Raw genomic sequence first — 23,124 nt, 5'->3', positions numbered from 1 at the left:
CCCGAGAACGAACGCCACGACCGTCCTCTAGGAGCCGTACCCCCGCTTCAGAGCGCGTCGTGAACCGCGAGCGTCCGCTCGACCAGGATCTCCGCGTCCGGGGCGACGAGCTTCACGATCGCCTCCTTGCCCACCTCGCCGCGGTCGATCACGGCCGCGGGCGTCTCCCCGTCCTCGTGCCCGTCGCCGAACGCCCGCCGGACGCCCCACTCCATCGCACCCCCATCCTCGCGTTTCACGCCGTCGGGCTTCCCGGTACGGTCGAACTCCGCGCTCGGCGCGTCGAGCGCTCCGAGCGCCCGCTCCACGTCCTCGTCGAACCGGCAGTTCACGGCGAATCGGAGGGCGGGATCGAACTCGCGGGCGGCGAGGAGGAACCGCGCGACGTGGCTCGACGCGCCGAAGCGCACCCCTCCATTGGGACTGATCCCCCTCATGGTGCGGGTGATCCGCCCCTCGACCGCGGCGGTCTCTCCGACGTCCTCGGCGTAGGGGGTTGCACCGACGACGTTCATCCCCACCTCGGGCACCAGCGCGCGCACGTTCTCCTCGCCGAAGCGGTCGACGATCCCCTGGACGGCCTCGGCGGTCGGTTCGCGCTCGGCCCGGTTTCGTAGGTCGGCGAGGTGGTGGACCGCACCCGGCCCCTCGCCCACGTCGAGCGAGTAGCGCACCGCGCGCTCCATGAACGCCAACGATCCCTCGACGGCCTCGGAGAGGTCCTCGCCGGCGGCGAGTCGGGCGGTGATCGCCGAGGCCAGCGTACAGCCCGAGCCGTGGTTCGCCTCGGTCTCGATACGGGCGTGTTCGAACGTTCGCGCGCCGTCGGCGGTGACGAGCACGTCCTTCACCTCCTCGGTCGGCAGGTGCCCGCCCTTCACGAGCGCGGCCTCCGCGCCCGTCTCCACCAGCGCCTCGCCGGCCTCGCGGGCGTCCTCGGCGTCCTCGGGCTCGACGCCCGTCAGGACGGCCGCCTCGTCGGCGTTCGGGGTGACGAGCGTCGCCTCGGCGATCAGCCGCTCGTAGGCGCGCTCGGCCTCGGGTTCGAGCAGCCGATCCCCGGTCGCGGCGACCATCACTGGGTCGATCACGGCAGGCGCGTCGTAGCTCGCGAGCTTCTCGGCGACGAGGTCGACCACCTCGCTCGTCGCGAGCATCCCCGTCTTGATCGCACCGACGTCGAAATCGGAGACGACCGCGTCGAACTGGGCGTCGATCTCCTCGAGCGGGAGGACGTGCGAACGCTCGACGCCGCGGGTGTTCTGGGCGGTGATCGCGGTCAGAGCAGTCGTCGCGAAGACGCCGTGGGCCTCCATCGTCTTCAGGTCGGCCTGGATCCCCGCCCCTCCGCCGGAGTCGCTGCCCGCGATCGTCAGCGCGACCGGCGGCGCCTGGGGAGCCGGTTCGCGGGTCACTGCTCGCCCTCTAGTTCGGCCATCCCCTGCTCGAAGGCGGCCCAGAAGGGGTCGCGCTCGGGACGCTCGACCGCCTCGCCGTCGAAGTGGACGCCCTCGCCCTCGCTCGTCTCGCCGACGATCGCGGCGGGGACCCCCTCGCTCTCGAGCGCGGCGAGGACGTCCGCGGCGCCCTCTTCCTCGACGGTCAACAGCAGGGTGCCCTCGCTGATCGAGATCCACGGGTCGATGTCGAACGCCGCGCAGGTCTCCGGAACGCCGTCGAGGACGGGGATCGCGTCGCGCTCGACGTCGATGCGCACGCCGCCGGCGCGGGCGATCTCGTGGAGACCGCCGTAGATGCCTCCCTCGGTGGCGTCGTGCATCGCGGTGACGGGCCCGGCAGCCGAGGCCACCAGCGCGTCCTTGACGGGACTCATGTCGTAGAAGCGGTCCTTCGCCGCCGCCATCACGTCGTCCTCGAGATCGAGGATCTCCTCGAACTGGATCGAGAGCAGGCCGGTCGCCTCGATCGCCGGCCCCTTCGTGATCAGCACCTTCTGGCCGGAGCGGGCGCCGTCGGGCCGAACGAGGTCGCCGGGATCGCCCACCGCGAGCGCGGTGCCCCCGCCGACCATCGGGTAGTTGCAGCCGGCGTACCGACCGGTGTGGCCCGTCACGATCGAGACGCCGAGTTCGCGGGCCTCCTCGTCCATCGTCTCCCAGACGGTAGCGAACTGCTCGTCGGTGATCTCCGCGGGGAGGTTCAGGTCGACCGAGAGGTGCGTCGGCGGGATCCCCGAGACCGCGACGTCGCTCATCAGGATGTGGAAGGCGAACCACGCCGCCCGGTCGAACCCCAGCGAGGGCATGACGAACACGGGGTCGGTCGCGAGCGCGATCGCCCTCCCTCCGGTTTCGATCACGCCGAAGTCGACGCCGTGCTGCGGTGCGAGGCTCACGTCGTCGCGGTCCGCGCCGAGGTTCGGGTAGATGTACTCGTCGAAGAACGCCCGATCCACCTTGCCGAGATCGCTCATACCGGGGTAACAACCCTGTGATACTTAGCGATGGTGATGGACTGGCGAACGACGGCCCAACCCCTTTCCGTCGCTCGCGACGAACGACGACATGGTCAGAGCCTCGACGGTCGCGATCGCGATCGGAATCGTCGCGGGGATCGCCGGCCTGATCCCGATCCCGGGAGTCGCCTTCCTGGTCGCGCTGCTGATCGTGATCGCCGGCGTCGTCGGCCGCTGGCTGGGCTACTGACGTCGACGGCCGCGGGTCGGGGGACGGCGAGCGCCGGCCCAACCCCTTTGGGCCGGACGCGAGAACCTCGACCATGGTCAGAATCTCGTCGCTGGTCATCCTGTTCGGTATCGTGGCCGGAATCGGTCTCCTGCCGGTGCCGATTCCGGGAATCGGGATCGGTCTCGGCCTGCTCATCGTCCTCGTTGGCGTCGTTCTACGGCTCCTGGGGATCTGAGCCGAGGCCGAACCGGTTAAGTAGCCGGGGTGCTCACGCCGCTGTAGTGACCGGAAATATGCATAAACGGCCGTGGCTGGCGGCAGTCCTCGCCATCGTCATGCCCGGTCTCGGCCACGTCTATCTTCGGTCGTGGTTCCGGGCGTTGCTCTGGTTCTGGATGGTCGTTCTGTCGGTGGTGCTGTTCGTTCCGGAGGGGATGGTCGAGGGGATCAGTTCGGTGAGCGGCGCGTTCGCGCTCTCGTCCGAGCTCCCGTTCGAGGCCCAGCTCGCCCTGTTCGCGGTGATCGCGTTCAGCGCGGGCGACGCCTACTGGCAGGCGAGCCGGACGAAACAGCGCGTCGAGGGCCGGCGATGCCCTCACTGTGGTCACGAACTGGACGAGGAACTCGAACTCGACTTCTGTCACTGGTGTACCGAACCGCTCCCGAGCGCCGCGGCCGACGCCGAGGAGCCCGCTCCTACTTCTCGATGATTCGCTCCTCGACGGCCTCGCCGAAGTGACGCGCCACCGTCTCGTGGTAGAGCAGCACCTCGTCGCCGACATCGAGGTCGGTGACGGCCTTGCGACCATCACGGGTCCGGACCTTGATCGTCTCCGCGTTCTGTAACAGCGTCGCCACCCGGTCGCCGCCATCGGTCTCGGCCTCGATTCGGAACATCGGTCGGCGTTCGATCTTCACCCGGCCGACGATCGCCTCGCGGGTGTTGCCCTCGGCGTCGACGATCTGGACCTCGTCGCCGCTCTCCAGTTCAGAGAGGTACCGCGTTCCGCCGTCGGGCGTGCGGACGTAGGCGTGGACGGCGCCGGCGTTCACTCGGAACGGTCGCGAGGCGACGTACGGCGACTCGGCGGTCTCGGCGTGGACGAAGAAGAGCCCCCGACTCATCGAGCCGACGAGCATCCCCTCGTCGTGTTCCATCAGACTCCCGGTGTCGACGCAGACCCGGTCGGCGCTGCCGGTCTGCTCGACCTCGGTGATCTCGGCCCACTCCAGCTCGAGCGTCTCCCGCCGGGAGCGATCGCGCACGGCGACGGTCTCGCGGATGACGTCGGGATCGTCGGAGTCGAGCAGGACGGCGTCGGCCCCCCGTTCGAGGGTCTCGAATGCGGTGCGGGCCTCCTCGGGCGTCTGTACGCCGGCGATCAGCTCCGTCTCGTCGCCGATGCGGGCGATGAGGTTCTCGAGGGGGATGATCGTCCAGTCCTCGCCGATCACGAACGTGTACTCGGCCTCCTGGGCCGCCTCCTCGGCGAACGCCTCGTAGTACTCGTCGAGGATGCGGACGTACGCCCCCTGCGGGACGTCGCTCTCGCGCCGAAGCTCCGAGAGGTCCGCCGAGCCGGAGAAGTCCTCGGGGAGATCGACCGTCCCGTCGCCCTCGCCCTTCTTCCCGACGACGGTCGCCTCCACCTCGGGCGGTTCGGCCTCCTCGACGTCCATCACGTGGACGTCGCCGCCCGACCGGAAGGCAGCGACGTTCACCGCGCCGAGTTCCCGAACCCGTTGGACGTCGCCCTCGTCGACGAGCACCCAGTCCACCCCCGCCTCGAGGCCGGCGGTGATTCGGCGTTTGCGCGCCTCCCAGTCGCCGACGGCGTCGTCGGCCTTGAGCCAGACGGATCGTGTCATACCCTCCCGCTCGAACGGCGCGGGCTTGAACGTGGCGAACCGTACCGACGACTGCCGGCCGGGGAGGTTTACGTTCCGCCCCCCTATCGATCGAGGTGACCCAGTTCGTTCTCTACGGCGGGAAGGGCGGCGTCGGCAAGACCACCTGTGCGGCCGCGACGGGCCTCTCGCTCGCGGAATCGGGCCACGAGACGCTCGTGCTCTCGACGGACCCGGCCCACTCGCTCTCGGACTCGTTCGAGACCGACCTCGGCGGCGAGCCCCGGGAGGTCCGCCCCCGGCTGTGGGCGGCCGAGATCGACCCCGACGAGCGCGCCGAGCAGTACCGCGAACTGGCCTCGGGACTCGCAGCCGACCTGCGGTCGGCCGGCCTCCAGCTCGACGACGAGGACGTCGAGGAGGTGTTCGGCGCCGGAGTGCCAGCGGGCGGCGACGAGGTGGCGGCGCTCGACGTCTTCGTCGAGTTCGCCGACTCCGAGCGCTGGGAGTACGTCGTCCTCGACACCGCGCCGACGGGCCACACCCTGCGACTGCTCGACCTGCCCGACGTGATGAGCGCCACCCTCAAGAAGACGCTCTCGGTCCGAGGGCAGGTCCAGCGGCTCGCGGACTCCGCGAAGCGGATGACGATGGGGCCGGCCTACTACTTCGGCGGCGGACGGCGAAGCGAGGAGGGAGACGGGTTCGCCGACCTGAAGGCGCGAATGGAGCGCGCCCGCGACCTGCTGAAGGACCCCGATCGGACCGAGTTCCGCGTCGTGTTGCTTCCCGAGACGATGGCGATCAGCGAGTCCGAGCGACTGGTCGAACGGCTGGACGAGGCGGGTCTGCCGGTACGAACCGCCGTCGTCAACCGGGTGCTTGAGGAGATCGACGAGGACTGCGAGCGGTGTCGTACCCGCCAGGACCTCCACGAACAGCGCCTCGCTGAGATCGACGAGCGCTTCGCCGGCCTCGACGTTCGGACGCTCCCCGACCGGGTCGGCGAGGTCCACGGCATCGAGTCCCTGGAGGCGATCGCGAAGCGGCTCGGCGTGTAGGGTCGTCCGACTGCATTATCTCTGCATCCCAATCCGATCGTTCGGATCGTACCGTTCGCGGTCCACCGCTGGCGGACCGAGAGCGCCTGTTGCGCTCTCGGCCTTTTTTGGTGGAGCTTTTTGTGGCGAGGGGGTCGCTTCGCGACCCCGAGGCGTAAAAAGGTCCGTTTAGAAGTAGTCGACGGCCTCAGGGAGTTCGAGCTTCATCCCCTTTCGCTCGCGGATCTCCATGATCTTCTCGCGCTGGAGGTTGTCGGACATGATGCGGAAGCCGGCGTTCTCGGTGTTCCAGGACGCACGACCCTCCGTCGCCGAGCGGATGTCGCTCGAGAAGCCGATCATCTCCCCGACGGGGGCGATCCCCTCGATCACCATGAGGTCACCCTCCTGGTACATGTCGTCGACGCGGCCGCGTCGACCCTGGATCTCGCCGCTCGCAGCACCCATGTGCTCGCTGGGCACGTCGATGCGGACGTTCTGGATCGGCTCCATCAGCGAGACGCGAGCGTGGATCAGCGCGCGGTGGACCGCCCGACGGACTGCGGGGATGACCTGTGCGGGGCCACGATGGATGGTGTCCTCGTGCAGGCGCGCGTCGTTCAGCCGGATCAGCGTCCCCTGGACGGGCTCGGCCGCGAGCGGCCCCTCGTCGAGGGCATCCTCGAGCCCCTCGATGACGAGCTCCATCGTCTCGTTGAGGTGCTGGATCCCCTTCGTGTCGTCGATGAAGACGTTGGTGCCGAAGATGTGCTCGACGTTCTGGGAGGTGTCCTTGTCCATGCCCGCCTCCTGGAGCGCCTCGCGGCGCTCCTGTTCGGGCATGTCCATCGAGACGTCGCCGAGCTTGATCTGGTCGACGATCTCCTCCGAGAGCGGCTCGACGGTGAGGTAGAACCGGTTGTGGCGGTTCGGCGAGATCCCCTCGACGGTCTCGGTCGCCCCGCGGACCGCCTCGCGGTAGACGACGATCGGCTCACCGGTGTTGACCGGGATGCCCTGGTTGCGCTCGATGCGCTGGGTGATGACCTCGAGGTGGAGCTCGCCCTGACCCGAGATCAGGTGCTCGCCGGTGTCCTCGTTGATGGTGATCTGGATCGTGGGATCCTCCTTCGAGACCTGGCGCAGCGTCTCGATGAGCTTCGGCAGGTCGTCCATGCTCTTCGCCTCGACGCTCTTCGTGATGACGGGCTCGGAGATGTGCTCGATCGACTCGAACGGCGTCATCTCGACGCTGGAGACGGTCGAACCTGCGATCGCGTCCCGAAGCCCGGTGACCGCGGCGATGTTGCCGGCGGGGACGTGTTCGACCTCCTCGCGCTCGCCGCCCATGTAGATGCCGACCGACTGGACGCGGTTCTTCCCCGCGGTGCCCGAGACGTAGAGCTCCTGGCCCTTCTCGATGGTACCGGAGAACACGCGACCGGCGGCGATCTCGCCGGCGTGAGGGTCGATACCGATGTCGGTGACCATCAGGACGACCTCGCCCTCGTCGTCGACCAGCCGCATCGTCTCCGCGATGTCCGACTCGTCGTCGCCGCGCCAGATGCGCGGGATACGTCGAGGCTGGGCGTCGACGGGGTTGGGGAAGTGCTCACAGACCATGTCGAGCACGACGTTCGAGAGCGGCGTGCGCTCGTGGAGCTCCTGGCGGTTCCCGTTTCGCTCGAGCTCGATGATGTCGCCGAAGTCGATGCCGGTTCGCTGCATCGACGGCATCGAGACGCCCCACTTGTAGAGCGCCGAGCCGAACGCGACCGTCCCGTCCTCGACGGAGACGGTCCAGTCGTCGATGTCGTCCATGTCCTCGGTCATTCCGCGGATGAGCTCGTTGACGTCATCGATGACCGACACGAGGCGCTGTTGCATCTCCTGGGGGCCCTCCTGGAGCTCGCTGATGAGCCGGTCGACCTTGTTGATGAACAGCGTGGGCTTGACGCCCTCGCGCAGCGCCTGCCGGACGACGGTCTCGGTCTGGGGCATCGCGCCCTCGACGGCGTCGACGACCACGAGCGCGCCGTCGACCGCGCGCATCGCACGGGTGACGTCGCCCCCGAAGTCGACGTGGCCCGGCGTGTCGATGAGGTTGATGAGGTGGTTGGTGTCCTCGTACTCGTGGGTCATCGAGACGTTCGCGGCGTCGATCGTGATGCCCCGTTCCTGTTCGTCCTCCTCGGTGTCCATCGCGAGCTGCTGGCCGGCGGTCTCGTCGGAGATCATGCCCGCGCCGGCGAGCAGGTTGTCCGTCAGCGTCGTCTTGCCGTGATCGACGTGTGCGGCGATGGCGATGTTCCGGATGTGCTCCGGGTTGTCCATCAGCCGTTCACACTCCTGAACGATCTTCTTGCGTCTACCCATTACCGTCTCCTATCGGAAGAGGCGTGAAAAGCGTAGTGTTTTTCGCGAGCCCGGACCGGAACGATCGACGGTGCGACCTCGACGGCGACGTGTCGCCGAACCGCACGCGCCGTCGAGACGGGAATCGAGCCCCCTTGCCCGACCGGCCGTTTCGACGCCTCAGGGTGACCCTATCGCCGTCTCCTAACACAATAGTAATACGTCTCGGACCCCGTGTTACCGGTAACCATGGACGTGCACGTGACCGGTGCCGCCCCGCCCTCCCCGTTTCTGAGCGCTCGTGACGTCTTCGAGACCGAGTACGACCTCTCACTCCCGGTCCAGGTCCGCATCCGGGAGGACCCCGACGAGCGCACCTGGACCTCGCATCCCGGCGAGTACCACGTTCTCAACATCTCCCGACAGGCCGCCACCAGCGCGATGGCCCGCGAACTCGCGCTCCACGAGTTCGCTCACATGCACAGAAACGAGCAGGCCCACCCATCGCACACCCAGTCGACCGACGAGGCGCTCTTTCTCGCGCTCACCGGGCGGACGGTCGAGCGCCGGAAGCTCGCGCACTGCTACCAGATCGCGAACCACATGAAGGACATCTACGCCGACGACATCACGCTCACGCTCGGGCCCGCCGACAAGCTCGTCTCCTTCCTCGAGTCGAGCCTCGCGTCAGCGCTGGCGGATCGGCCCGGCGTCCCACCGCGACCCGGCTCCCAGCGGCTCTCGACGGCGACGGATCCCGACATCGCCGCCGTCAACGCGGCGTTCGCGCTCGCGCTGGTCGAACGTCACGACCTCGTCTCGGAGGACCACCGCCTCTACGACCTGGCACGCGCCGCCGCTCAGGACGCGCCCGAGGTGGCGTTCGAGGCGTTTAGGCGCCGGTTCAAGGGCCTCGCGGACGACCCCGACGAGAGCGAGTACCGCAAGGCGCTCGTCGAGACGACCCGTTCGTACGTCGTCCCCGCGGAACGAGCCGCCGATTAGACTCGTCGCTCGGCGGTCCGTCGATCGGAGGACGCGCCGGTGACTGGCAGGGAGCTGAGAGAAACGAAGGAGAGCAGACGAGAGAGGCGTTACCGGGCGGCGGCGGCGACGCGTTCCTTCTCCTCCTTCTGGTTGATCGCGGAGGTCTGGACGTCGTAGTCGGCGGCGCCGATGAGTTGCTGTGCGAGCGCCTCACTCGCGTCGGTCGAGCTCTTGTAGGAGGCGCTGTAGGCGCCCTCGGCGATGAACTTCAGCGCCTGGTCGACGCGCCGCTGCGGGCCGACGTCGACGGCCTTGGGAACCGAGATCCCGCCGTACTTCAGCCGGACCGTCTCCTCGCGCGGGCCGGCGTTCTCGACGGCGTGAACGAGCACCTGCACCGGGTTCTCCTCGGTGCGCTCGTGAACGATCTCGAATGCGTCGCGGACGATCCCGAGCGCCTGTTGTTTCTTGCCCGTGTTCTCCTCGGTCTGCATCAGGCGGTTGATCAGCCGCTCGACGATGCTGATCTCGCTCTTCTGGAACTGCTTCGAGGCGTGGCGGCCCATCGTGTGGGCGATGGGCGTGATCGTGATGTAGCGCTTGGTGCTCGGATCCGCGTACTCGATGCCGTCGACCTCCCAGCGGCCGAACAGCTTCGCGTCGGTGTCGACGTCCTCGTCGCCGGCCGGCTGGTCCGGTTCCGGCTGTTCTTCCTCTGCACTCATCTTAGCGCACCGGTTTCTCCGCGTTGCCGCGGACGAGTTCGATCAGGCTCACGCCGTTTACCTTCTCGACCTTGTAGTTCACGCCCGAGAGGTCGCCCATCGCGCGACCCTTCGCGCCGCCGATCCCCGCGATGGTGACCTCGTCGTGCTCGTCGATGAAGCTGATCGCGCCGTCGCCGGGACAGAACGCGGTGACCTGCTTGCCGTTCTTGATCAGCTGCACCCGCACGCACTTTCGGATCGCGGAGTTGGGCTGTTTCGCCTCGATACCGACCTTCTCGAGGACGATTCCCCGACCCTGGGGAGCACCCTCGAGGGGGTCCGACTTCTTCCGGAGGCCCCGCTCGCGGCGGGCGTACTCCGAGTCGGACCACCGACTCTGTTGGCGGTCGCGCTTGATCTTGCGCGCCGCGTACTTGCCGTTCGCCATAGTACCGGTCTCTATCCCGTGAAGCCACTTAAGGATCGCCTTTCCGCGCCGTCGACGGCGCGAGCCGGAGTCGGAACGTCATCAACGTCCGGATCCGGAAGGGACGAGACGTAAGTGACGGCGAACCGATCGTCCGCCGTGACACCGAGACACGAGTTCGAGATCCCCGACGACGCCGGCGACGCTGACCTCGAGAACGGCTCGATCTTCTTCGTCGGAACGGCCACGGTGATCGTCCGGTACGCGGGGTTCACGATCCTGACCGATCCGAACTTCCTCCACAGCGGTGATCACGTCCACCTCGGCTACGGGATCCGCGCCGAACGGCAGACGGAGCCGGCGATCGACATCGAGGAGCTCCCGCCGATCGACTTCGTGCTCCTCTCGCACATGCACGGCGATCACTTCGATCGGATCGCCGAGGAGAAACTCGATAAGGACCTCCCGATCGTGACCACCCAGCACGCGGCCGACGACCTCGCGGGGAAGGGGTTTCGCGAGACGTACCCGCTCGATACCTGGGAGGCGGCTCGCGTCCGCAAGGGGGACGTCCGGCTCGACGTCACCTCGATGCCCGGCAGACACGGACCGCCCGGGGTCTCGAAGGCGTTGCCGCCCGTGATGGGAAGCATGCTGGAGTTTCGACCGAACGGGACCCCCGGGAGGACGGCGCTCCGACTCTACGTCACTGGCGACACCGTCATGTACGACGCGCTAGAGGAGATTCCCGAGCGATACGGCGGCATCGACGTCGCGCTCCTCCATCTCGGCGGGACGAAGGTGCTCGGCCTCCTGCTGACGATGGACGCGGACCAGGGCGTCGAGGCGGTCGAACTGTTCGACGCGGAGACGTCGATCCCGATCCACTACGACGACTACGACGTGTTCGAATCGTCGCTCGAGGAGTTCGAGCAGGCGGTACGCGAGGCGGGGCTCGAGGACAGAGTCGAGTACGTCGGTCGCGGCGACACCGCCCGGTTCGAGGTGCCCGCCGCTCGAACGCGGTAGGAACTCGGATCGGAGTCGAGCGCCGGGAGAAACGGGGTTCGAGAGGAGGACGCGACGGCGAATCAGGTCAGTTGGACGTCGTCGATGTCGAAGTGGCGCTCGGCGAGCAGCCGTGCCGTCTCGATGTTTCGACCGCCCGAACCGATCGCGACGCCGGTGTCCTCCCGGTCGACCTCGGCGTAGGCGACGGTCGTCTCGTTCTCGCTGATCGTGACGTTGTAGACGGCCGCGGGCGAGAGCGCGTTGGCGACGAACGCCTCGGGAGTGTCGGCGTCCTCGACGAGGTCGACGTCCTTGCCGAGACGCTCCTCGAGGCGCCGGACCGTCCGCCCGTTCGGGCCGATCGCCTTGCCCATCTCGCCGGTCGAGACGACGAACACCAGCCGGTCGGCCTCCGCGTCGACCACGCAGTCGGTCGCGGGCGCGCCGGTGACGTCCTCGAAGACGGTGATGTAGCGGAGCGCGTCGTCCGAGAGCGTCCGTCCCATCGGTCGTCAGTCCGAGGCGGAGCCCGACATCAGCGAGCCCATCCGCAGGTCGACGTCGCCGGTGCCGAGCTTGACGGGTTTCCCGACGATCACGTTCTCGATGACGCCGTTGAGGTCGTCGATCTCGCCGTGGATCGCCGCGTCGAGCAGGTGGTTGACCGTCACCTCGTAGGACGCGCGCGCGAGCACGCTGTCCTTGCTGCCCGCGATCCCGTGGCGGCCGATCGACTCGATCGTCCCGCGGGTGGTCATGATGTCAGCGACCAGCATCAGGTGCCGAACGTTCACGTCGTCGAGCCCCTGCTCGCGGAGCGTATCCATCGTCTCGTTGATGATCGCCTCGCGGGCTGCCTCGACGCCGAGGTTGCGGTAGATTTCGTGGATATTGTTACACGTGGTCCGCGAGGCGTCGACGCCCTCGATCGCGAGCGCGTCGCCGAACTCCGACCCCTCGGTGTAGAGGACGAACTCCTCGCCGGACGCGTCCTCGTCCGTCGAGTCGACGTTCTCCTTGCGGACGACGACGCGCGAGACCTCCTCGATCCCCTTGAAGACGATCTCGCGGAGCTCCTCGACCAGCTGGAGCAGCTCGCGGTAGCTCGGCTGTTCGGGACCGAACTGGACGTTCGTGCCCTGCTGGATCGTGGTGACGCCCAGCTCGTCCTCGATGATCTCGGCGACCTCCTCGGGCTCGATCATCCGCTCCTCGAGCGTACCCTCGTTGAGGTCGATCTGGACGTTCATGTCCGCGACGTTCGTCGAGACGTCACCGAGCGCGAGGATGCGCGTCGCCTCGATGTTCCAGACCACCTCGTGGGCCTTCTCGCGGTCGGTCGCGTACTCGTCCTCGAGGTAGACCGTCATCATCGGCGTGTCGGGCGTCTTACGGGCGTCGACCAGCTCGATGAGTCGTGGCAGTCCCTGCGTGACGTCGATCTCCGCGACCCCGGCGTAGTGGAACGTGTTCATCGTCATCTGCGTCCCGGGCTCGCCGATCGACTGGGCCGAGACGGTCCCGACGGGGTCGAGCGGGTCCACCCGGGTGTCGACGTATCGGCTCTCGACCGCCTGGGCGATCTCGTCGGCCTGTTCGACGGTGACGCCGTCACGCGTCTCGATCGTCTCGTATACCCGGTCCTTGATCCGTCGCGGAAGCTCGGTGTCCTCGACGACCGCCTCGACGTCGTCGCTCACGTCGTATTCAGTCATCGGACTCCACCTCCATGGGCGAGTCCATCCGACGGGCGTCCGCGTGCTCCGAGAGGTTCGTCAGCGACTCGCGCCGACCGAGGAACGCCCGCCGCTCGTCCTCCGAGTCGAACTCCTCCTCGAGGACGCGATCGGCGATCGTCTCGATGTCGATGTCGACCTCCTCCGAGGAGGAGACCCGGACGGGCGAGGTGCCGTCCTCGCCGAACTCGAACTGGACGATCTTGTCGCTCGTGTCGCGGACGGTACCGTCGTACTGCGTCTCGAGTTCGGAGAGCGCGTTGATCAGCCGACGCTGGAGGTAGCCGGACTTCGACGTTCGGACGGCGGTGTCGACCAATCCCTCGCGACCGCCCATCGCGTGGAAGAAGAACTCCCGCGGGGAGAGTCCCGCGCGGTAGGAGTTCTCGACGAAGCCGTGTGCCTCCGCGGAGAGGTCGCCCTTCGGGTAGTGGCTCAGGGTCCGGCCCTCGTAGCCGCGGTTGATCCGCTCGCCCCTCACGGCTTGCTGGCCGACGCAGCCGGCCATCTGGGTGAGGTTCAGCAGCGAGCCACGCGCGCCGGACTCGGCCATGATCACCGCGGGGTTGTCGTCGGCGAAGTGATCCTCCGCGATGTCGCCCGCGCTGTCGCGGGCCTTCCCGAGCGTCTGCATGATCTTCATCTCCAGGGTCTCGTCGACCGTTCGTCCGGGGAGCGACTCGAGATCGCCGTTCTCGTAGGTCATGATGAGCTCCTCGACGCGGTCGTAGGCGCTGGCGATCGCCTCGTCGATCTGTTCGCCGGCCGCCTCGGGGATCGACTCGTCGTCGATGCCGAGCGAGAAGCCGAAGTGCATGATCGCCCGCATCGCGAGGCTGGCGACCTCGTTGATGAAGACGCGAGCGCGCGTCTCGCTGTACTCCTTGACCAGCGTGTCGACGACCTCGCCGCCGAACGCGCCGACCGCGTCCTCGTCGACGGTTCCCTCGAGGAGGTCGCCGTTCTCGATGACGACCGCATCGCCCGCGGCGGAGGTGAACTCGAGGTTCAGTCCCTTGGGCAGCAGCTGTGAGAAGATCGTTCGCCCGGTCCAGTAGGGCCGGCCGGTGTCCTCGTCCTCGCCGTCGGGTTCGGGCAGCTCGTCGATGTCGGTCCCGCGAAGCAGGTCGAGCGCCTGCGTCTCCGAGAACTGCGGGTTCGTGTGGGTCAGCAGGTAGAGCCCCGAGATGTGGTCCTGGATCGCGCCGATGATGTTCTCGCCGAAGCGCGGCGAGAGGATCTGCTCCTGGACGCGCATCAGCACGCGGGCCTCCGCGCGCGCCTCCTCGCTCTGGAGCGCGTGGAGGTTCATCTCGTCGCCGTCGAAGTCGGCGTTGTACGGCGGACAGACGACGGTGTTGAGTCGGAACGTCTTATACGGCATCACCACGACCTCGTGGGCCATGATGCTCATCCGGTGGAGCGAGGGCTGGCGGTTGAAGATCACGATGTCGCCGTCGACGAGGTGGCGGTTGACCTCCCAGCCGGCCTCGACCTTCTCGGCGAGCTCCTCGCAGTTCTTCTCGGTCACCTTCAGCCGGCGGTTGTCGGGCCGCCGGACGTAGTTCGCGCCGGGGTGGCCCTCCGGGCCGTTCGCGACGTACCGGCGGGCGTCCTCGACGTTGCGCGTCGTGACCTGCATCGTCTGGGTCATCTCACGGGCCACCCGGTCGGGGATGCCGACCTCGTTGAGCGAGAGGGTGGGGTCCGGGCTGATGACGGTCCGCGCGGAGAAGTTCACCCGCTTGCCCGAGAGGGAGTTACGGAAGCGGCCGTCCTTGCCCTTCAGGCGCTGGCTGAGCGTCTTCAGCGGGCGGCCGGAGCGGTGGCGCGCCGGCGGCGTCCCGCTGATCTCGTTGTCCATGAACGTCGTGACGTGGTACTGCAGCAGCTCCCAGAGGTCCTCGATGATCAGCTGGGGGGCGCCCGCCTCGCGGTTCTCCATGAACCGCTGGTTGATGCGGATGATGTCGACCAGCTTGTGGGTGAGGTCGTCCTCGCTTCGCTGGCCGTTGTCGAGCGTGATCGAGGGCCGCGCCGTCACGGGTGGCACCGGCAGCACGGTGAGGATCATCCACTCGGGCCGGGACTTCGCGGGTTCCATCCCGAGCACCTCGATGTCCTCGTCCGGGATGTCCTCGAACCAGTCGCGGATGTCCGAGGGCATCAGCTTGTTCATGTCCTCCTCGGTCAGATCGAGGTCGAGCGCCTTCTCGAGCGCCTCCCGGTCGGCGCGTCGGGGCCGGAACTCGCCCGAGAGGATCTGGTTGATCCTCGACATGTCGATGCCGGTCTCGTCGGCGAGCGCCCGGGGGCTCGTCCCCTCGTCGTCCTCCTCGTCCTCATCGGGCTGCATCGCCTGGGCGATTCGCTCGGAGTACTCGCTGGTCAGCACCTGCTGGACCTCGTAGTAGGTCGTGGGCTTCTCGTGCTGGATGTCGAACTGGACCTCCCCGCAGTGGGGACAGCGGTCCTTCTTCCGCGCCTGGCGGATCGCCGCCTTCGTCACGTCGTTGACGTCGTCCGAGAGCTCGCGGGTACGGACGAGGTCCTCGCGGAACTCCTCCTTCTCCTCCTCGGTGAGACAGAGGCGCGAACACTCCCGACACGTCCCGCGGAGCAGGCGTCGGATGAGCTTCGTGAAGCCGACGTGGATGACGGGTGCGGCGAGCTCGATGTTGCCGAAGTGGCCGTTACAGGCGCCCGAGTGCTTCCCGCACGTCTTGCACTCGAGGCCGGGGTCGATCACGCCGAGCCGGGGGTCCATCAGCCCCATGTCGATGGGGAAGCCGTCGTCGTCGTAGGTGTCGGCGGTGATGATCTTCGTCGCGCTCATGTCCCGGTACTCCTCGGGGTCCATCAGCCCGAAGGTGATCCGATCGATCTCTTTTGGGGTGGTTTGTGGTGGCATGGGTTGGGTAGTGGTAGATTAGACCGCGTCCTTGAGTTCGAGCCGCGGCGCGATCCCGAGCGCCTTCATCTCGTCGAGCAGCAGGTTGAACGCGTAGCTCATCTCGATCTCGTGGATGTCGGTCTCCTCGCCGCAGTTCGGACAGTAGACGCGGTTCTGTCGGGTGTTCTCGACGGCGGTCATCCCGCAGTTGCCACAGACGTCGAGGTACTCGCGATCCGAGGAGTCGAGCAGGCGTTCCTTGAGCGTCATCGCCGCGCCGTGGCCGATGACGGTGTCGCGCTCCATCTCGCCGACCCGCAGTCCGCCCTCGCGGGCGCGTCCCTCGGTGGGCTGGCGGGTCAGCACCTGCACCGGCCCGCGAGAGCGGGCGTGCAGCTTGTTCGACACCATGTGGTAGAGCTTGTGGTAGAAGATGGTGCCGACGAAGATCTCGGCCTCGATCTTCTCGCCGGAGATCCCCGAGTACATGACCTCCTTGCCCGAGGATTCGAAGCCGCGCTCCTCGAGCGAGCTTCGGAGTTCCTCCTCGTCCTCGCCGGTGAAGGCCGTCCCGTCAACGCGGCGTCCCTCCAGGGATCCGACCTTGCCGCCGAGCATCTCGAGGACGTGGCCGACAGTCATCCGCGAGGGCAGCGCGTGGGGGTTCAGGACGAGGTCGGGGACGACCCCCTCCTGGGTGAACGGCATGTCCTCCTGGGGGGCGAGGTGGCCCAGCACGCCCTTCTGGCCGTGTCGCGAGGCGAACTTGTCGCCGAGCTCGGGGATGCGCTCGTCGCGCACCTTCACCTTCGAGAGCTTCGAGCCGTCCTCGCCCTCCATCAGGGTGACGGTGTCGACGATCCCGGACTCGCCCGAACGCATCGTCACGCTGGTCTCGCGGCGTTTTTGCGGACTCAGCCCGCCCATGTCGTCGGGCTCCTCGAGGAACCGTGGCGGACTGGTCTTCCCAAGCAGAACGGAGCTCTCGTCGACCTCCGTCTCGGGGTTGACCAGGCCGTCCTCGTCGAGGTGGGTGTACGCCTCCTCGCCGCGCGCGCCGCGGACGTCGTCCGGCGGGATCTCGAAGCGGTCCTCCTGGCCGCCCGGGTAGCGCCGTTCCTCGCCCTCGTAGGTCCGGAAGAAGTGCGAGCGGGCGAGCGCGCGCTCGACCGAGCCCTGGTTCATCACGAGCGCGTCCTCGATGTTGAACCCCTCGTAGGACATGACCGCGACGACGAAGTTCTGCGCGGCGGGCCGCTCGTCGTAACCGATCTGCTCGGTGGTCTGGGTCTTCACCATCGCCAGCTGGGGGTAGTGCAGCAGGTGCTGGCGGGTGTCGGGCCGGATGCGGTAGTTCGCGCTCGGCAGTCCGAGCGACTGCTTCATCATCCCCGCGCCCATCGTGATCCGGGGCGAGGCGTTGTGCTCGGGGTAGGGGATCATGCCCGAGCCGATACTGAAGATCAGCGACGGGTCGATCTCGAGGTGGGTGTGGTCCTCCGTGAGCTCCTCGCGCTCGACGCCCACGTAGATGTCCTCCTCCTCCTCGGCGTCGATGAACTCGACGTAGCCGTGATCGACGAGGCTCTCGAACTCGATCTCGCCGTCCTTGAGCGACTCGATCGTCTCCTCGGTGATCAGCGGCTCGCCGTCCTCGACGACGAGCAGCGGGCGGCGCGCCCGCCCGGAGTCGGCGTTGATCACGACCTCGCGGGTGCGGTCCTTCACCGAGACGTTGACCATCTCGCTGACCTCGCCGCGGCGTCGCGCCTCTCTGACCTGCTCTGCGAGCTGTTCGGGGTCGGGATGGGTCCCGACCAGACTGCCGTTGACGTATACTTTCGCGTCTCGTGCCTGTGCCATGAGTTAGTCGTCCGCCGGCGTTCGCGTGGTCGAGTCGAGGCCCGGAATGCCCTCGACGCCCATCGACGCCAGTTCTCGTTTGAGTCCCTGTTCGTCCTCGATGTCCTGGGTGAGCTCCATCGACTGGGCGAAGTTCTTCACCAGCCCACAGTTGGGCCCCTCGGGGGTCTCGGAGGGGCCGATCCGACCCCACTGGGTGGCGTGGAGGTCGCGCGCCTCGAAGTGGGGCTGACTCCGCGAGAGCGGGCTACGGAGCCGCCTGAGGTGGCTGAGTACGCCCATGAAGTCGGTCCGGTCGACCAGCTGGCTCACGCCGGAGCGCCCGCCGACCCAGTTGCCCGTCGCGATCGGGTGTTCGAGCCGCTCGGTCAGCACGTCCGAGCGCACCACGGTGTTGACCGAGAGCTGGCGGTTTCGCATGTTCGCGCGCTCGAGCTGGTACTTCACGTCGCGTGCGAGCTTGTTCAGCGCCGTCCGGAACAGATCGGTCATCAGGTCGCCGCTGACCTTCAGACGCTTGTTCGCGTAGTGGTCCTTGTCGTCGGACTCGCGGCGTCCGAGCGCGAGCTCGAAACACGCCTCGGCCATCCGACAGAGGTAGAACGCCTTGTTGATCCGGACGTCCTCGTCGGGGACGCCGTCCTCGTGGAGGTGCGGCAGCAGGTAGCGGTCGATGACGTAGTTCGCGCGCTTGAGCTGGTAGTTCTTGCCCTGGCCCGAGGCGACGCGCTTTCCGAGCGTCTCGATCGCCTCCTCGGTGCTCTGGACGTCCGCCTCCTCCAGGTTCTCGAGCATGAACTTCACGATCTCGGGGTCGTCCGAGACCCGGTGGACGATCTCCTCGTCCGACTCGAGTCCGAGCGCCCGGACCAGCGTGACGAAGTTGATCGAACCCGAGACGCTCGGGAAGCTCACCTCGAGCAGCCCGTCGCGACCGCGCTCACAGAGCACGAGCGCACGGTAGCCCCGGCGCTGGCTGAACGTCTTCGCGACCTGGATCTCGTCGCCGTACTTCGTGTCGTACTCGGCGAGGATCTTGTTGGGCGCGAGGTCCTCCGAGGTCATCAGCACGCGCTCGGAGCCGTTGACGAGGAAGTAGCCGCCGGGATCGGCGGGGTCCTCGCCGATCTCGACGAGCTCCTCGTCGGAGAAGCCCGCGATGTTGCACTTCTCGGAGCCGACCATGATCGGCATTCGCCCCACTTTCGTCTCGGTCGTGTCGACGACCCGTTCCTCCTCCTCCTCGCCGCCCTTGACGATCGACATCTCCATGAAGACCGGGGCGGCGTAGGTGATGTTGCGAAGGCGGGCCTCCTGGGGGTAGAGCAGCTCCTCGCTGCCGTCGGCCTCCCGCACGCGGGGGGTGACGACGCGAACGTCGCCGAGTTCGACGTAGACCGGCTCCTCGCCCTCCTTGTCGCCGATGTCGGTGTCGATGGTCTCCTTCTCGTCGACGACCTGCTGCATGCCGCGGTTCAGGAAGTCGTTGAACGAGCGGAAGTGGTGTTCCGCGAGCCGTTCCTTCGAGAAGTACTCTCGGGAGATCGTGCGTCGGTCGGTTTGGTCCATCAGTCGATCACCAGTCGGTAGACGACCGCTCGATCGGTCGTCCGCGAGTCGCGGACGATCTTCACGACGTCGCCGACGTCGGCCTCGTCGGGCAGCGCCGGATCCGAGCGTTTGATTTTCGGTAGGTCGGTGCGCTTGATGTCGTACTCGTCGAGCACCGACTGCAGTTCCTCCTCGTCCATGAGGGAGTGGTCGGGTACCAGGGTGTGTTCACTTGCGTCCATGATTGGTCGTTGTCGCGCGTGGCTGGCTAACGGGAGAAGCGGCTGTCACGAGATACTACAGGCCAGTACAGGCGAGTCGCATTTAAGCGTTGTTACTCGTGACTCGTACGCGCGATACGGGGGCGTTCACCACACCGCCATCCGTTTGGAAAGCCTTATATCTGCAAGCCCGCAATCGGTGAATGCGACGGCCCGGGTGGTGTAGTGGCCCATCATACGACCCTGTCACGGTCGTGACGCGGGTTCAAATCCCGCCTCGGGCGCTTTCGTGATTCCACATCCACGAGCGACGAGTACGCTCGTCGCGAGTCCGGTCGGAATCACAAAGCGGCTACCAAGGGATTTGAATTACACGACGAGGGAGCGAAGCGACCAAAGTCGTGGTGGTTCAAATCCCGCCTCGGGCGTTCTCTCGAAATCAAACCCGTGAGCGACCAGCTTTGCTGTGTCGCGAACACCCCGATTTCGAGGAACGCAGACGAGGGATTTGAAGCAGGGAGTGTAGCGAACGAAGTGAGCGAAACGACCGGGGTTCAAATCCCGCTCGGGCGCTTCTTCGATTTCACGTCCATGAGCGACGGCTTCGCCGTCGCGAATACGACCGGAATCGGAAAGGGACTCCAGGGAGCTAACTGCGAAACTGAGCGAAGAAAGGTTTAGCGGTTTGAATTCCATTTGAATGCCAGCTGTAGGTCAGAAGAGTGTCTCTATCGACCGGCGAACTTGCTAGAAAATCGGAAAGGCGTGTAGGTGTTACTGAACGATGAACTGACTGGCGGCCTCCTCGACTTCCGCTCGTGAGAGCGGCTGGTCGAACGCTGCGGGAAAGCCGATCTCACCGCCGAGCACGCGCAGGAACGACGCGTGGCGCGCCTCGACGCTGTGGATGCTGAGCGCCGGCGGAATCAGATCCGCGTTCTGAATCGAGGGGGCCGCGCCGGCGTACGCGCTGACGCCGGTGTCCTCGAGCAGCGCTGCGGTGGCGAGGAACTCCGTCGGTTCTTCGACGGCTGCACCGAACTCGAACTCCGGTTCGTCGATCGGCTCGCCCCCGAGCTCTTCGATCGTCGCGCCGAGGACTTCAGCGTGGGTCTCCTCGTGTTCCAGAATCGTCTGCAGATCGCCGTAGACTCGATCCTGAATCGGATCACCGAACGCTCGAATGGGATCCGAGCAGACGAGATCTCGCTCGCTCATGTTCTCGAGCGCCTGGCGGTAGAAGTCGGCCTCGAGGAACTCGAGGAGACGTGCGTAGTTGAGGATATCGACGTCGTCCTCGAACTCGCCTTCAGTGACGAATTCAGTTGGTGGCATCTCTCCACTCATTTCACCGTCACCGTGCTCATCGGCACTTGCTGGCATCGCGCCGAATGCGCCCGCTCCCACCACTGCCGAGGCAGCGAGGAAGCTGCGGCGGCTGGTCAGTTGGTCGTTCATCGTCTCCGTCAACCGATCGAAGTTCGAACCGTTGTCTGTATCCTTCATGATCTTGTGTTGTAAACCCGCGTCTGTATCAAGTGCCGTCACCATAAAGAAACTATTCCAAATTCTCTCCAGCATTAGTATGAGAAATAATATGTTTGCGTCCCGTCAGGAGAGGACTTCTCGTCGACGTTCATGTTCGGTCCCCTCGTTCACCAGTAGGCGTTCCCAGCACCGGAGAAGAGCCAGCAGTTCGAGTAACCTATGAGGAGGACCGGATCCGGGAAGCATCGTTACGTACACTACGTACGAGAAGTACGGCAGTATCGGACTCGACTCGGAAAACCCTGGGCCAGGGTTCTGGGATCCGCTGGGATGGACTACTGCTCTTGGACGATGAGTATCCCTCTCATTCCAGCCACCTCATGTCGAGATACCGGCCATGGATACGGTCCACAACGAGTCCGAAGGAGAGTAGCTCCGCGTTCGTGAATCAGGTAGCGAAACCGGTTTGCGTCCTCCTCGGGCGCGTCTCCGACGTCACGTTCAGAAGCGGCGATTTCGTCGCGAATACGCCGAAATCCGAGAACGATCGTGGAGAAGTCCGAGAACGGGGAACGTAGCGAACGGAGTGAGCGGACCGATCGAGTTCGAACCCTGTACGGGGATCACGGATCGTCCTCGTCGTCCGGATCCGTGTGGCCGTCCGACTCGAGCGAATCGGTCCGAACGCCGGGTCCGCCGAAGCGATGCTCCGAGAGCGGGAGGTCGCGTTCGTTCCAGGCCTGAATACCGCCCCGGAGGAGGTGGATCTCCTCGTAGCCCAGTTCGGAGAGGACGGCGGTGACCTCGCGGCTCATGCCGTCGCTGCGGCAGTAGAGGGCGATCGGGGTGTCCTCGTCGGGGAGGAGGTTCCGGTGATCGCGGATCGAATCGTAGGGGATGAACGCGTCCGTCCCGTCGACGTGCCGCTGCTCGGGGACGTGGACGTCGAGCGTGTAGACGTCCGGCCGGTTCACGAGTTCGCGGAACGCCTTCGGGTCGAGTTCGTGATAGACGGACTCGGATCCTCCCGTCCGATCGGGGGGGAGCATACGCCTCCTTACCCTCTCGAGACATATACCAGTTAATGAACATGATCGCCAGCCTGTCTCGAGAAGCGGCTACTACTCTATCGGTCCAGACTCCCGTCTGGTGAACGTATGGCTACGGCTCCTCGTCCGAAGAGAATGAAAAGATCGTATCGCTCGCAGATCCGAGTCTCGTTCGGCCGGATTAGGCCTGGGACTGCGCGCTAGTGATCCACTCGCTCGCGCGCTCCTCGGAGATCTCGGCGGCGTCGGCGACCGTCTCGCCGTCGGCCTGCGCCAGGTGCTCGACCGACTGGATGCCGTACTGGCGGAGTCGGTCGGCGTACGTCGCGCCGAGACCCTCGATGGACTCGAGCTCCTGACCGTCGTCGTCGGACTCGCTTGCGACCACGGTCGCGTCGGCGCTCTCTTCGGCGACGTCCTCGGCCGCGTCGGCGCTCTCCTCGGCGATCTCCTCTGCGCCCTCGGCGGCCGACTCGACGACCTCCTCGGTCTGCTGCTGGACCGTCTGGACGACCTGCTCGCCCTGCTGCTGGGCGGTCTCGGCGAGCTGCTGGCCCTGCTGCTGGGCGGTCTGGGTCGCCTGCTCGGCCTGGCGGACGCCCTGGATCGTCTGCTGCTCGGTCTGCTGCTGGGCGTCGAGGAACGCGTCGACCGACTGAGCGACGACCTGCTGCTGCTGGCGGGTGAGCGCCTCGAAGGCCTCGACGAAGCCGGACTCGAACTCGTCCCAGGCCTCCTCCTGGGCGACCTCGAAGTCGTAGAGCTGGCCGTTCATCGCCGAGCGATACTGCTCGTCGTCGACGGCCGACTCGACGGCGTCGTACTGCGCGTTGAACAGCTGCTGGAGCAGCTCGGTGCCCTGCTCGAACTGGGCGTTCAGGAGCTGCTGGGTGTGCTGGGCGTTCTGCTCGAACTGCTCGTCCACCGCCGAGCGGATCTCGTCCTCGTCGACGGCCGACTCGATGGCGTCGTACTGGGCGTTGGCGAGCTGCTGGAGCAGCTCGGCGCCCTGCTGCTGGGCGGATCGCTGGGCGCTGATGCCGTTCTGGAAGAACGCCTCGAGGGCGTTCTGCTGGAGCTCGAGGCTCTGCTCGAAGAGCTGCTGGGTCTGTTTGATCGATTCTCGCTGCATTTCGAAGGCCGTCTGGATCGGCGTGGTTGCGTTGATCATGGTTAGTGTGGTGTGGGGTGTCGGACGGCGGTCGCACCGGTCTACATGCCGTCACGACTTCTTCGCGTCTGAAGGGAGGGCCCTCACACGGATAAGTATTGCCCCAAAATGGCACTGGAAGGTAGTAGT

The 23,124-nt window shown here is 66.5% G+C and carries 21 protein-coding genes and 1 tRNA gene; 7 read left to right on the top strand and 15 right to left on the bottom strand.

Annotated features, from left to right (window positions below):
• Positions 1–47: 47 nt before the first annotated feature.
• A complete protein-coding gene (thiD, locus tag V0Z78_RS14585; RefSeq protein ID WP_336345397.1) occupies positions 48–1,415 on the bottom strand; it encodes a bifunctional hydroxymethylpyrimidine kinase/phosphomethylpyrimidine kinase in 1,368 nt (455 codons plus the stop codon).
• The gene (locus tag V0Z78_RS14580; protein ID WP_336345396.1) at positions 1,412–2,434 is read right to left on the bottom strand and encodes an AIR synthase family protein; all 1,023 of its coding nucleotides are present in this window, start codon (positions 2,432–2,434) and stop codon (positions 1,412–1,414) included. The genes thiD and V0Z78_RS14580 overlap by 4 nt, the downstream gene beginning before the upstream one ends.
• Positions 2,435–2,525: 91 nt before the next feature.
• On the opposite strand from V0Z78_RS14580, the gene V0Z78_RS14575 reads away from it, so the two are divergent.
• From V0Z78_RS14575 to V0Z78_RS14565, 3 genes are all read left to right on the top strand, one after another.
• Complete coding sequence (locus V0Z78_RS14575) at positions 2,526–2,666, top strand: hypothetical protein (protein WP_336345395.1); 141 nt, start codon at positions 2,526–2,528, stop codon at positions 2,664–2,666.
• A 73-nt stretch (positions 2,667–2,739) separates the two neighbouring features.
• Positions 2,740–2,883 carry a hypothetical protein gene (locus tag V0Z78_RS14570; RefSeq protein WP_336345394.1) on the top strand — a complete coding sequence of 48 codons (144 nt, stop codon included), beginning with the start codon at positions 2,740–2,742 and terminating at the stop codon, positions 2,881–2,883.
• 58 nt (positions 2,884–2,941) lie between these two features.
• On the top strand, positions 2,942–3,358 hold the full coding sequence (locus V0Z78_RS14565) for a DUF7575 domain-containing protein (RefSeq protein WP_336345393.1): 417 nt from the start codon (positions 2,942–2,944) through the stop codon (positions 3,356–3,358).
• On the opposite strand, the gene V0Z78_RS14560 is transcribed toward V0Z78_RS14565, so the two are convergent.
• A complete protein-coding gene (locus V0Z78_RS14560) occupies positions 3,345–4,517 on the bottom strand; it encodes a 3-dehydroquinate synthase II (protein WP_336345392.1) in 1,173 nt (390 codons plus the stop codon). The two genes, V0Z78_RS14565 and V0Z78_RS14560, sit on opposite strands and share 14 nt — an antisense overlap.
• Positions 4,518–4,612: 95 nt before the next feature.
• Between V0Z78_RS14560 and V0Z78_RS14555 the strand changes: the two genes are divergently transcribed.
• Positions 4,613–5,557, top strand: a complete 945-nt coding sequence (locus V0Z78_RS14555) for an ArsA family ATPase (RefSeq protein WP_336345391.1) — start codon at positions 4,613–4,615, stop codon at positions 5,555–5,557.
• A 168-nt stretch (positions 5,558–5,725) separates the two neighbouring features.
• Here V0Z78_RS14555 and V0Z78_RS14550 read toward each other — a convergent pair whose 3' ends face one another.
• Positions 5,726–7,912 (bottom strand): elongation factor EF-2, encoded by a 2,187-nt coding sequence (locus V0Z78_RS14550; protein ID WP_336345390.1) that lies wholly within the window; start codon positions 7,910–7,912, stop codon positions 5,726–5,728.
• A 228-nt stretch (positions 7,913–8,140) separates the two neighbouring features.
• Here V0Z78_RS14550 and V0Z78_RS14545 point away from each other — a divergent pair, with 228 nt between their 5' ends.
• Positions 8,141–8,896, top strand: coding sequence for a DUF5781 family protein (locus tag V0Z78_RS14545; protein ID WP_336345389.1), 756 nt, complete (start codon positions 8,141–8,143; stop codon positions 8,894–8,896).
• Between the two features lie 89 nt (positions 8,897–8,985).
• Here V0Z78_RS14545 and V0Z78_RS14540 read toward each other — a convergent pair whose 3' ends face one another.
• The gene (locus V0Z78_RS14540) at positions 8,986–9,603 is read right to left on the bottom strand and encodes a 30S ribosomal protein S7 (protein ID WP_336345388.1); all 618 of its coding nucleotides are present in this window, start codon (positions 9,601–9,603) and stop codon (positions 8,986–8,988) included.
• A gap of 1 nt (position 9,604) precedes the next feature.
• Positions 9,605–10,033, bottom strand: coding sequence for a 30S ribosomal protein S12 (locus V0Z78_RS14535; protein WP_336345387.1), 429 nt, complete (start codon positions 10,031–10,033; stop codon positions 9,605–9,607).
• A gap of 138 nt (positions 10,034–10,171) precedes the next feature.
• Between V0Z78_RS14535 and V0Z78_RS14530 the strand changes: the two genes are divergently transcribed.
• Positions 10,172–11,041, top strand: coding sequence for an MBL fold metallo-hydrolase (locus V0Z78_RS14530; protein ID WP_336345386.1), 870 nt, complete (start codon positions 10,172–10,174; stop codon positions 11,039–11,041).
• Positions 11,042–11,103: 62 nt separating this feature from the next.
• Here the strand turns inward: V0Z78_RS14530 and V0Z78_RS14525 are convergent, their stop codons facing one another.
• Genes V0Z78_RS14525 through V0Z78_RS14500 form a run of 6 tightly spaced genes read right to left on the bottom strand, consistent with a single transcriptional unit; the run spans position 11,104 to position 19,311 of the window.
• Positions 11,104–11,529: a NusA-like transcription termination signal-binding factor gene (locus V0Z78_RS14525; protein WP_336345385.1), complete on the bottom strand. Its 426-nt coding sequence runs from the start codon at positions 11,527–11,529 to the stop codon at positions 11,104–11,106.
• 6 nt (positions 11,530–11,535) lie between these two features.
• Positions 11,536–12,738, bottom strand: a complete 1,203-nt coding sequence (gene rpoA2, locus V0Z78_RS14520; protein WP_336345384.1) for a DNA-directed RNA polymerase subunit A'' — start codon at positions 12,736–12,738, stop codon at positions 11,536–11,538.
• A complete protein-coding gene (locus V0Z78_RS14515; RefSeq protein ID WP_336345383.1) occupies positions 12,731–15,670 on the bottom strand; it encodes a DNA-directed RNA polymerase subunit A' in 2,940 nt (979 codons plus the stop codon). The genes rpoA2 and V0Z78_RS14515 overlap by 8 nt, the downstream gene beginning before the upstream one ends.
• 18 nt (positions 15,671–15,688) lie before the next feature.
• Positions 15,689–17,515: a DNA-directed RNA polymerase subunit B gene (gene rpoB / locus V0Z78_RS14510; RefSeq protein ID WP_336345382.1), complete on the bottom strand. Its 1,827-nt coding sequence runs from the start codon at positions 17,513–17,515 to the stop codon at positions 15,689–15,691.
• Positions 17,516–17,518: 3 nt separating this feature from the next.
• Entirely contained in the window at positions 17,519–19,084 is a 1,566-nt protein-coding gene (locus V0Z78_RS14505; RefSeq protein WP_336345381.1) for a DNA-directed RNA polymerase subunit B'', read from the bottom strand.
• Entirely contained in the window at positions 19,084–19,311 is a 228-nt protein-coding gene (locus V0Z78_RS14500; RefSeq protein ID WP_336345883.1) for a DNA-directed RNA polymerase subunit H, read from the bottom strand. The genes V0Z78_RS14505 and V0Z78_RS14500 overlap by 1 nt, the downstream gene beginning before the upstream one ends.
• 187 nt (positions 19,312–19,498) lie before the next feature.
• Between V0Z78_RS14500 and V0Z78_RS14495 the strand changes: the two genes are divergently transcribed.
• Positions 19,499–19,571, top strand: a tRNA-Asp gene (locus V0Z78_RS14495).
• 490 nt (positions 19,572–20,061) lie between these two features.
• Here the strand turns inward: V0Z78_RS14495 and V0Z78_RS14490 are convergent.
• The 3 genes from V0Z78_RS14490 to V0Z78_RS14480 all read right to left on the bottom strand — a co-directional run bounded on the left by V0Z78_RS14490 (position 20,062) and on the right by V0Z78_RS14480 (position 22,995).
• Positions 20,062–20,622: a ferritin-like domain-containing protein gene (locus V0Z78_RS14490; protein ID WP_336345380.1), complete on the bottom strand. Its 561-nt coding sequence runs from the start codon at positions 20,620–20,622 to the stop codon at positions 20,062–20,064.
• Between the two features lie 776 nt (positions 20,623–21,398).
• Positions 21,399–21,824 (bottom strand): rhodanese-like domain-containing protein, encoded by a 426-nt coding sequence (locus V0Z78_RS14485; RefSeq protein WP_336345379.1) that lies wholly within the window; start codon positions 21,822–21,824, stop codon positions 21,399–21,401.
• A gap of 181 nt (positions 21,825–22,005) precedes the next feature.
• Positions 22,006–22,995, bottom strand: a complete 990-nt coding sequence (locus tag V0Z78_RS14480; protein ID WP_336345378.1) for a helix-hairpin-helix domain-containing protein — start codon at positions 22,993–22,995, stop codon at positions 22,006–22,008.
• Positions 22,996–23,124 lie beyond the last annotated feature (129 nt).

Origin of the sequence: Halalkalicoccus sp. CG83, from assembly GCF_037081715.1 — an archaeon.
Lineage (GTDB): Archaea > Halobacteriota > Halobacteria > Halobacteriales > Halalkalicoccaceae > Halalkalicoccus > Halalkalicoccus ordinarius.
This window is presented reverse-complemented; position numbering and strand designations above follow the sequence as displayed.

What these genes read in the sequence shown, in the direction of transcription:
- V0Z78_RS14505 (WP_336345381.1), bottom strand. Translation starts at nt 19,084, where the DNA reads ATGGACCAAACCGACCGACGCACGATCTCCCGAGAGTACTTCTCGAAG.
- V0Z78_RS14580 (WP_336345396.1), bottom strand. Translation starts at nt 2,434, where the DNA reads ATGAGCGATCTCGGCAAGGTGGATCGGGCGTTCTTCGACGAGTACATC.
- V0Z78_RS14515 (WP_336345383.1), bottom strand. Translation starts at nt 15,670, where the DNA reads ATGCCACCACAAACCACCCCAAAAGAGATCGATCGGATCACCTTCGGG.
- V0Z78_RS14565 (WP_336345393.1), top strand. Translation starts at nt 2,942, where the DNA reads ATGCATAAACGGCCGTGGCTGGCGGCAGTCCTCGCCATCGTCATGCCC.
- V0Z78_RS14480 (WP_336345378.1), bottom strand. Translation starts at nt 22,995, where the DNA reads ATGATCAACGCAACCACGCCGATCCAGACGGCCTTCGAAATGCAGCGA.
- rpoA2 (WP_336345384.1), bottom strand. Translation starts at nt 12,738, where the DNA reads ATGACTGAATACGACGTGAGCGACGACGTCGAGGCGGTCGTCGAGGAC.
- V0Z78_RS14535 (WP_336345387.1), bottom strand. Translation starts at nt 10,033, where the DNA reads ATGGCGAACGGCAAGTACGCGGCGCGCAAGATCAAGCGCGACCGCCAA.
- V0Z78_RS14560 (WP_336345392.1), bottom strand. Translation starts at nt 4,517, where the DNA reads ATGACACGATCCGTCTGGCTCAAGGCCGACGACGCCGTCGGCGACTGG.
- rpoB (WP_336345382.1), bottom strand. Translation starts at nt 17,515, where the DNA reads ATGGCACAGGCACGAGACGCGAAAGTATACGTCAACGGCAGTCTGGTC.
- V0Z78_RS14485 (WP_336345379.1), bottom strand. Translation starts at nt 21,824, where the DNA reads ATGCTCCCCCCCGATCGGACGGGAGGATCCGAGTCCGTCTATCACGAA.
- V0Z78_RS14540 (WP_336345388.1), bottom strand. Translation starts at nt 9,603, where the DNA reads ATGAGTGCAGAGGAAGAACAGCCGGAACCGGACCAGCCGGCCGGCGAC.
- V0Z78_RS14570 (WP_336345394.1), top strand. Translation starts at nt 2,740, where the DNA reads ATGGTCAGAATCTCGTCGCTGGTCATCCTGTTCGGTATCGTGGCCGGA.
- V0Z78_RS14575 (WP_336345395.1), top strand. Translation starts at nt 2,526, where the DNA reads ATGGTCAGAGCCTCGACGGTCGCGATCGCGATCGGAATCGTCGCGGGG.
- V0Z78_RS14525 (WP_336345385.1), bottom strand. Translation starts at nt 11,529, where the DNA reads ATGGGACGGACGCTCTCGGACGACGCGCTCCGCTACATCACCGTCTTC.
- V0Z78_RS14550 (WP_336345390.1), bottom strand. Translation starts at nt 7,912, where the DNA reads ATGGGTAGACGCAAGAAGATCGTTCAGGAGTGTGAACGGCTGATGGAC.
- V0Z78_RS14490 (WP_336345380.1), bottom strand. Translation starts at nt 20,622, where the DNA reads ATGCCACCAACTGAATTCGTCACTGAAGGCGAGTTCGAGGACGACGTC.
- V0Z78_RS14545 (WP_336345389.1), top strand. Translation starts at nt 8,141, where the DNA reads ATGGACGTGCACGTGACCGGTGCCGCCCCGCCCTCCCCGTTTCTGAGC.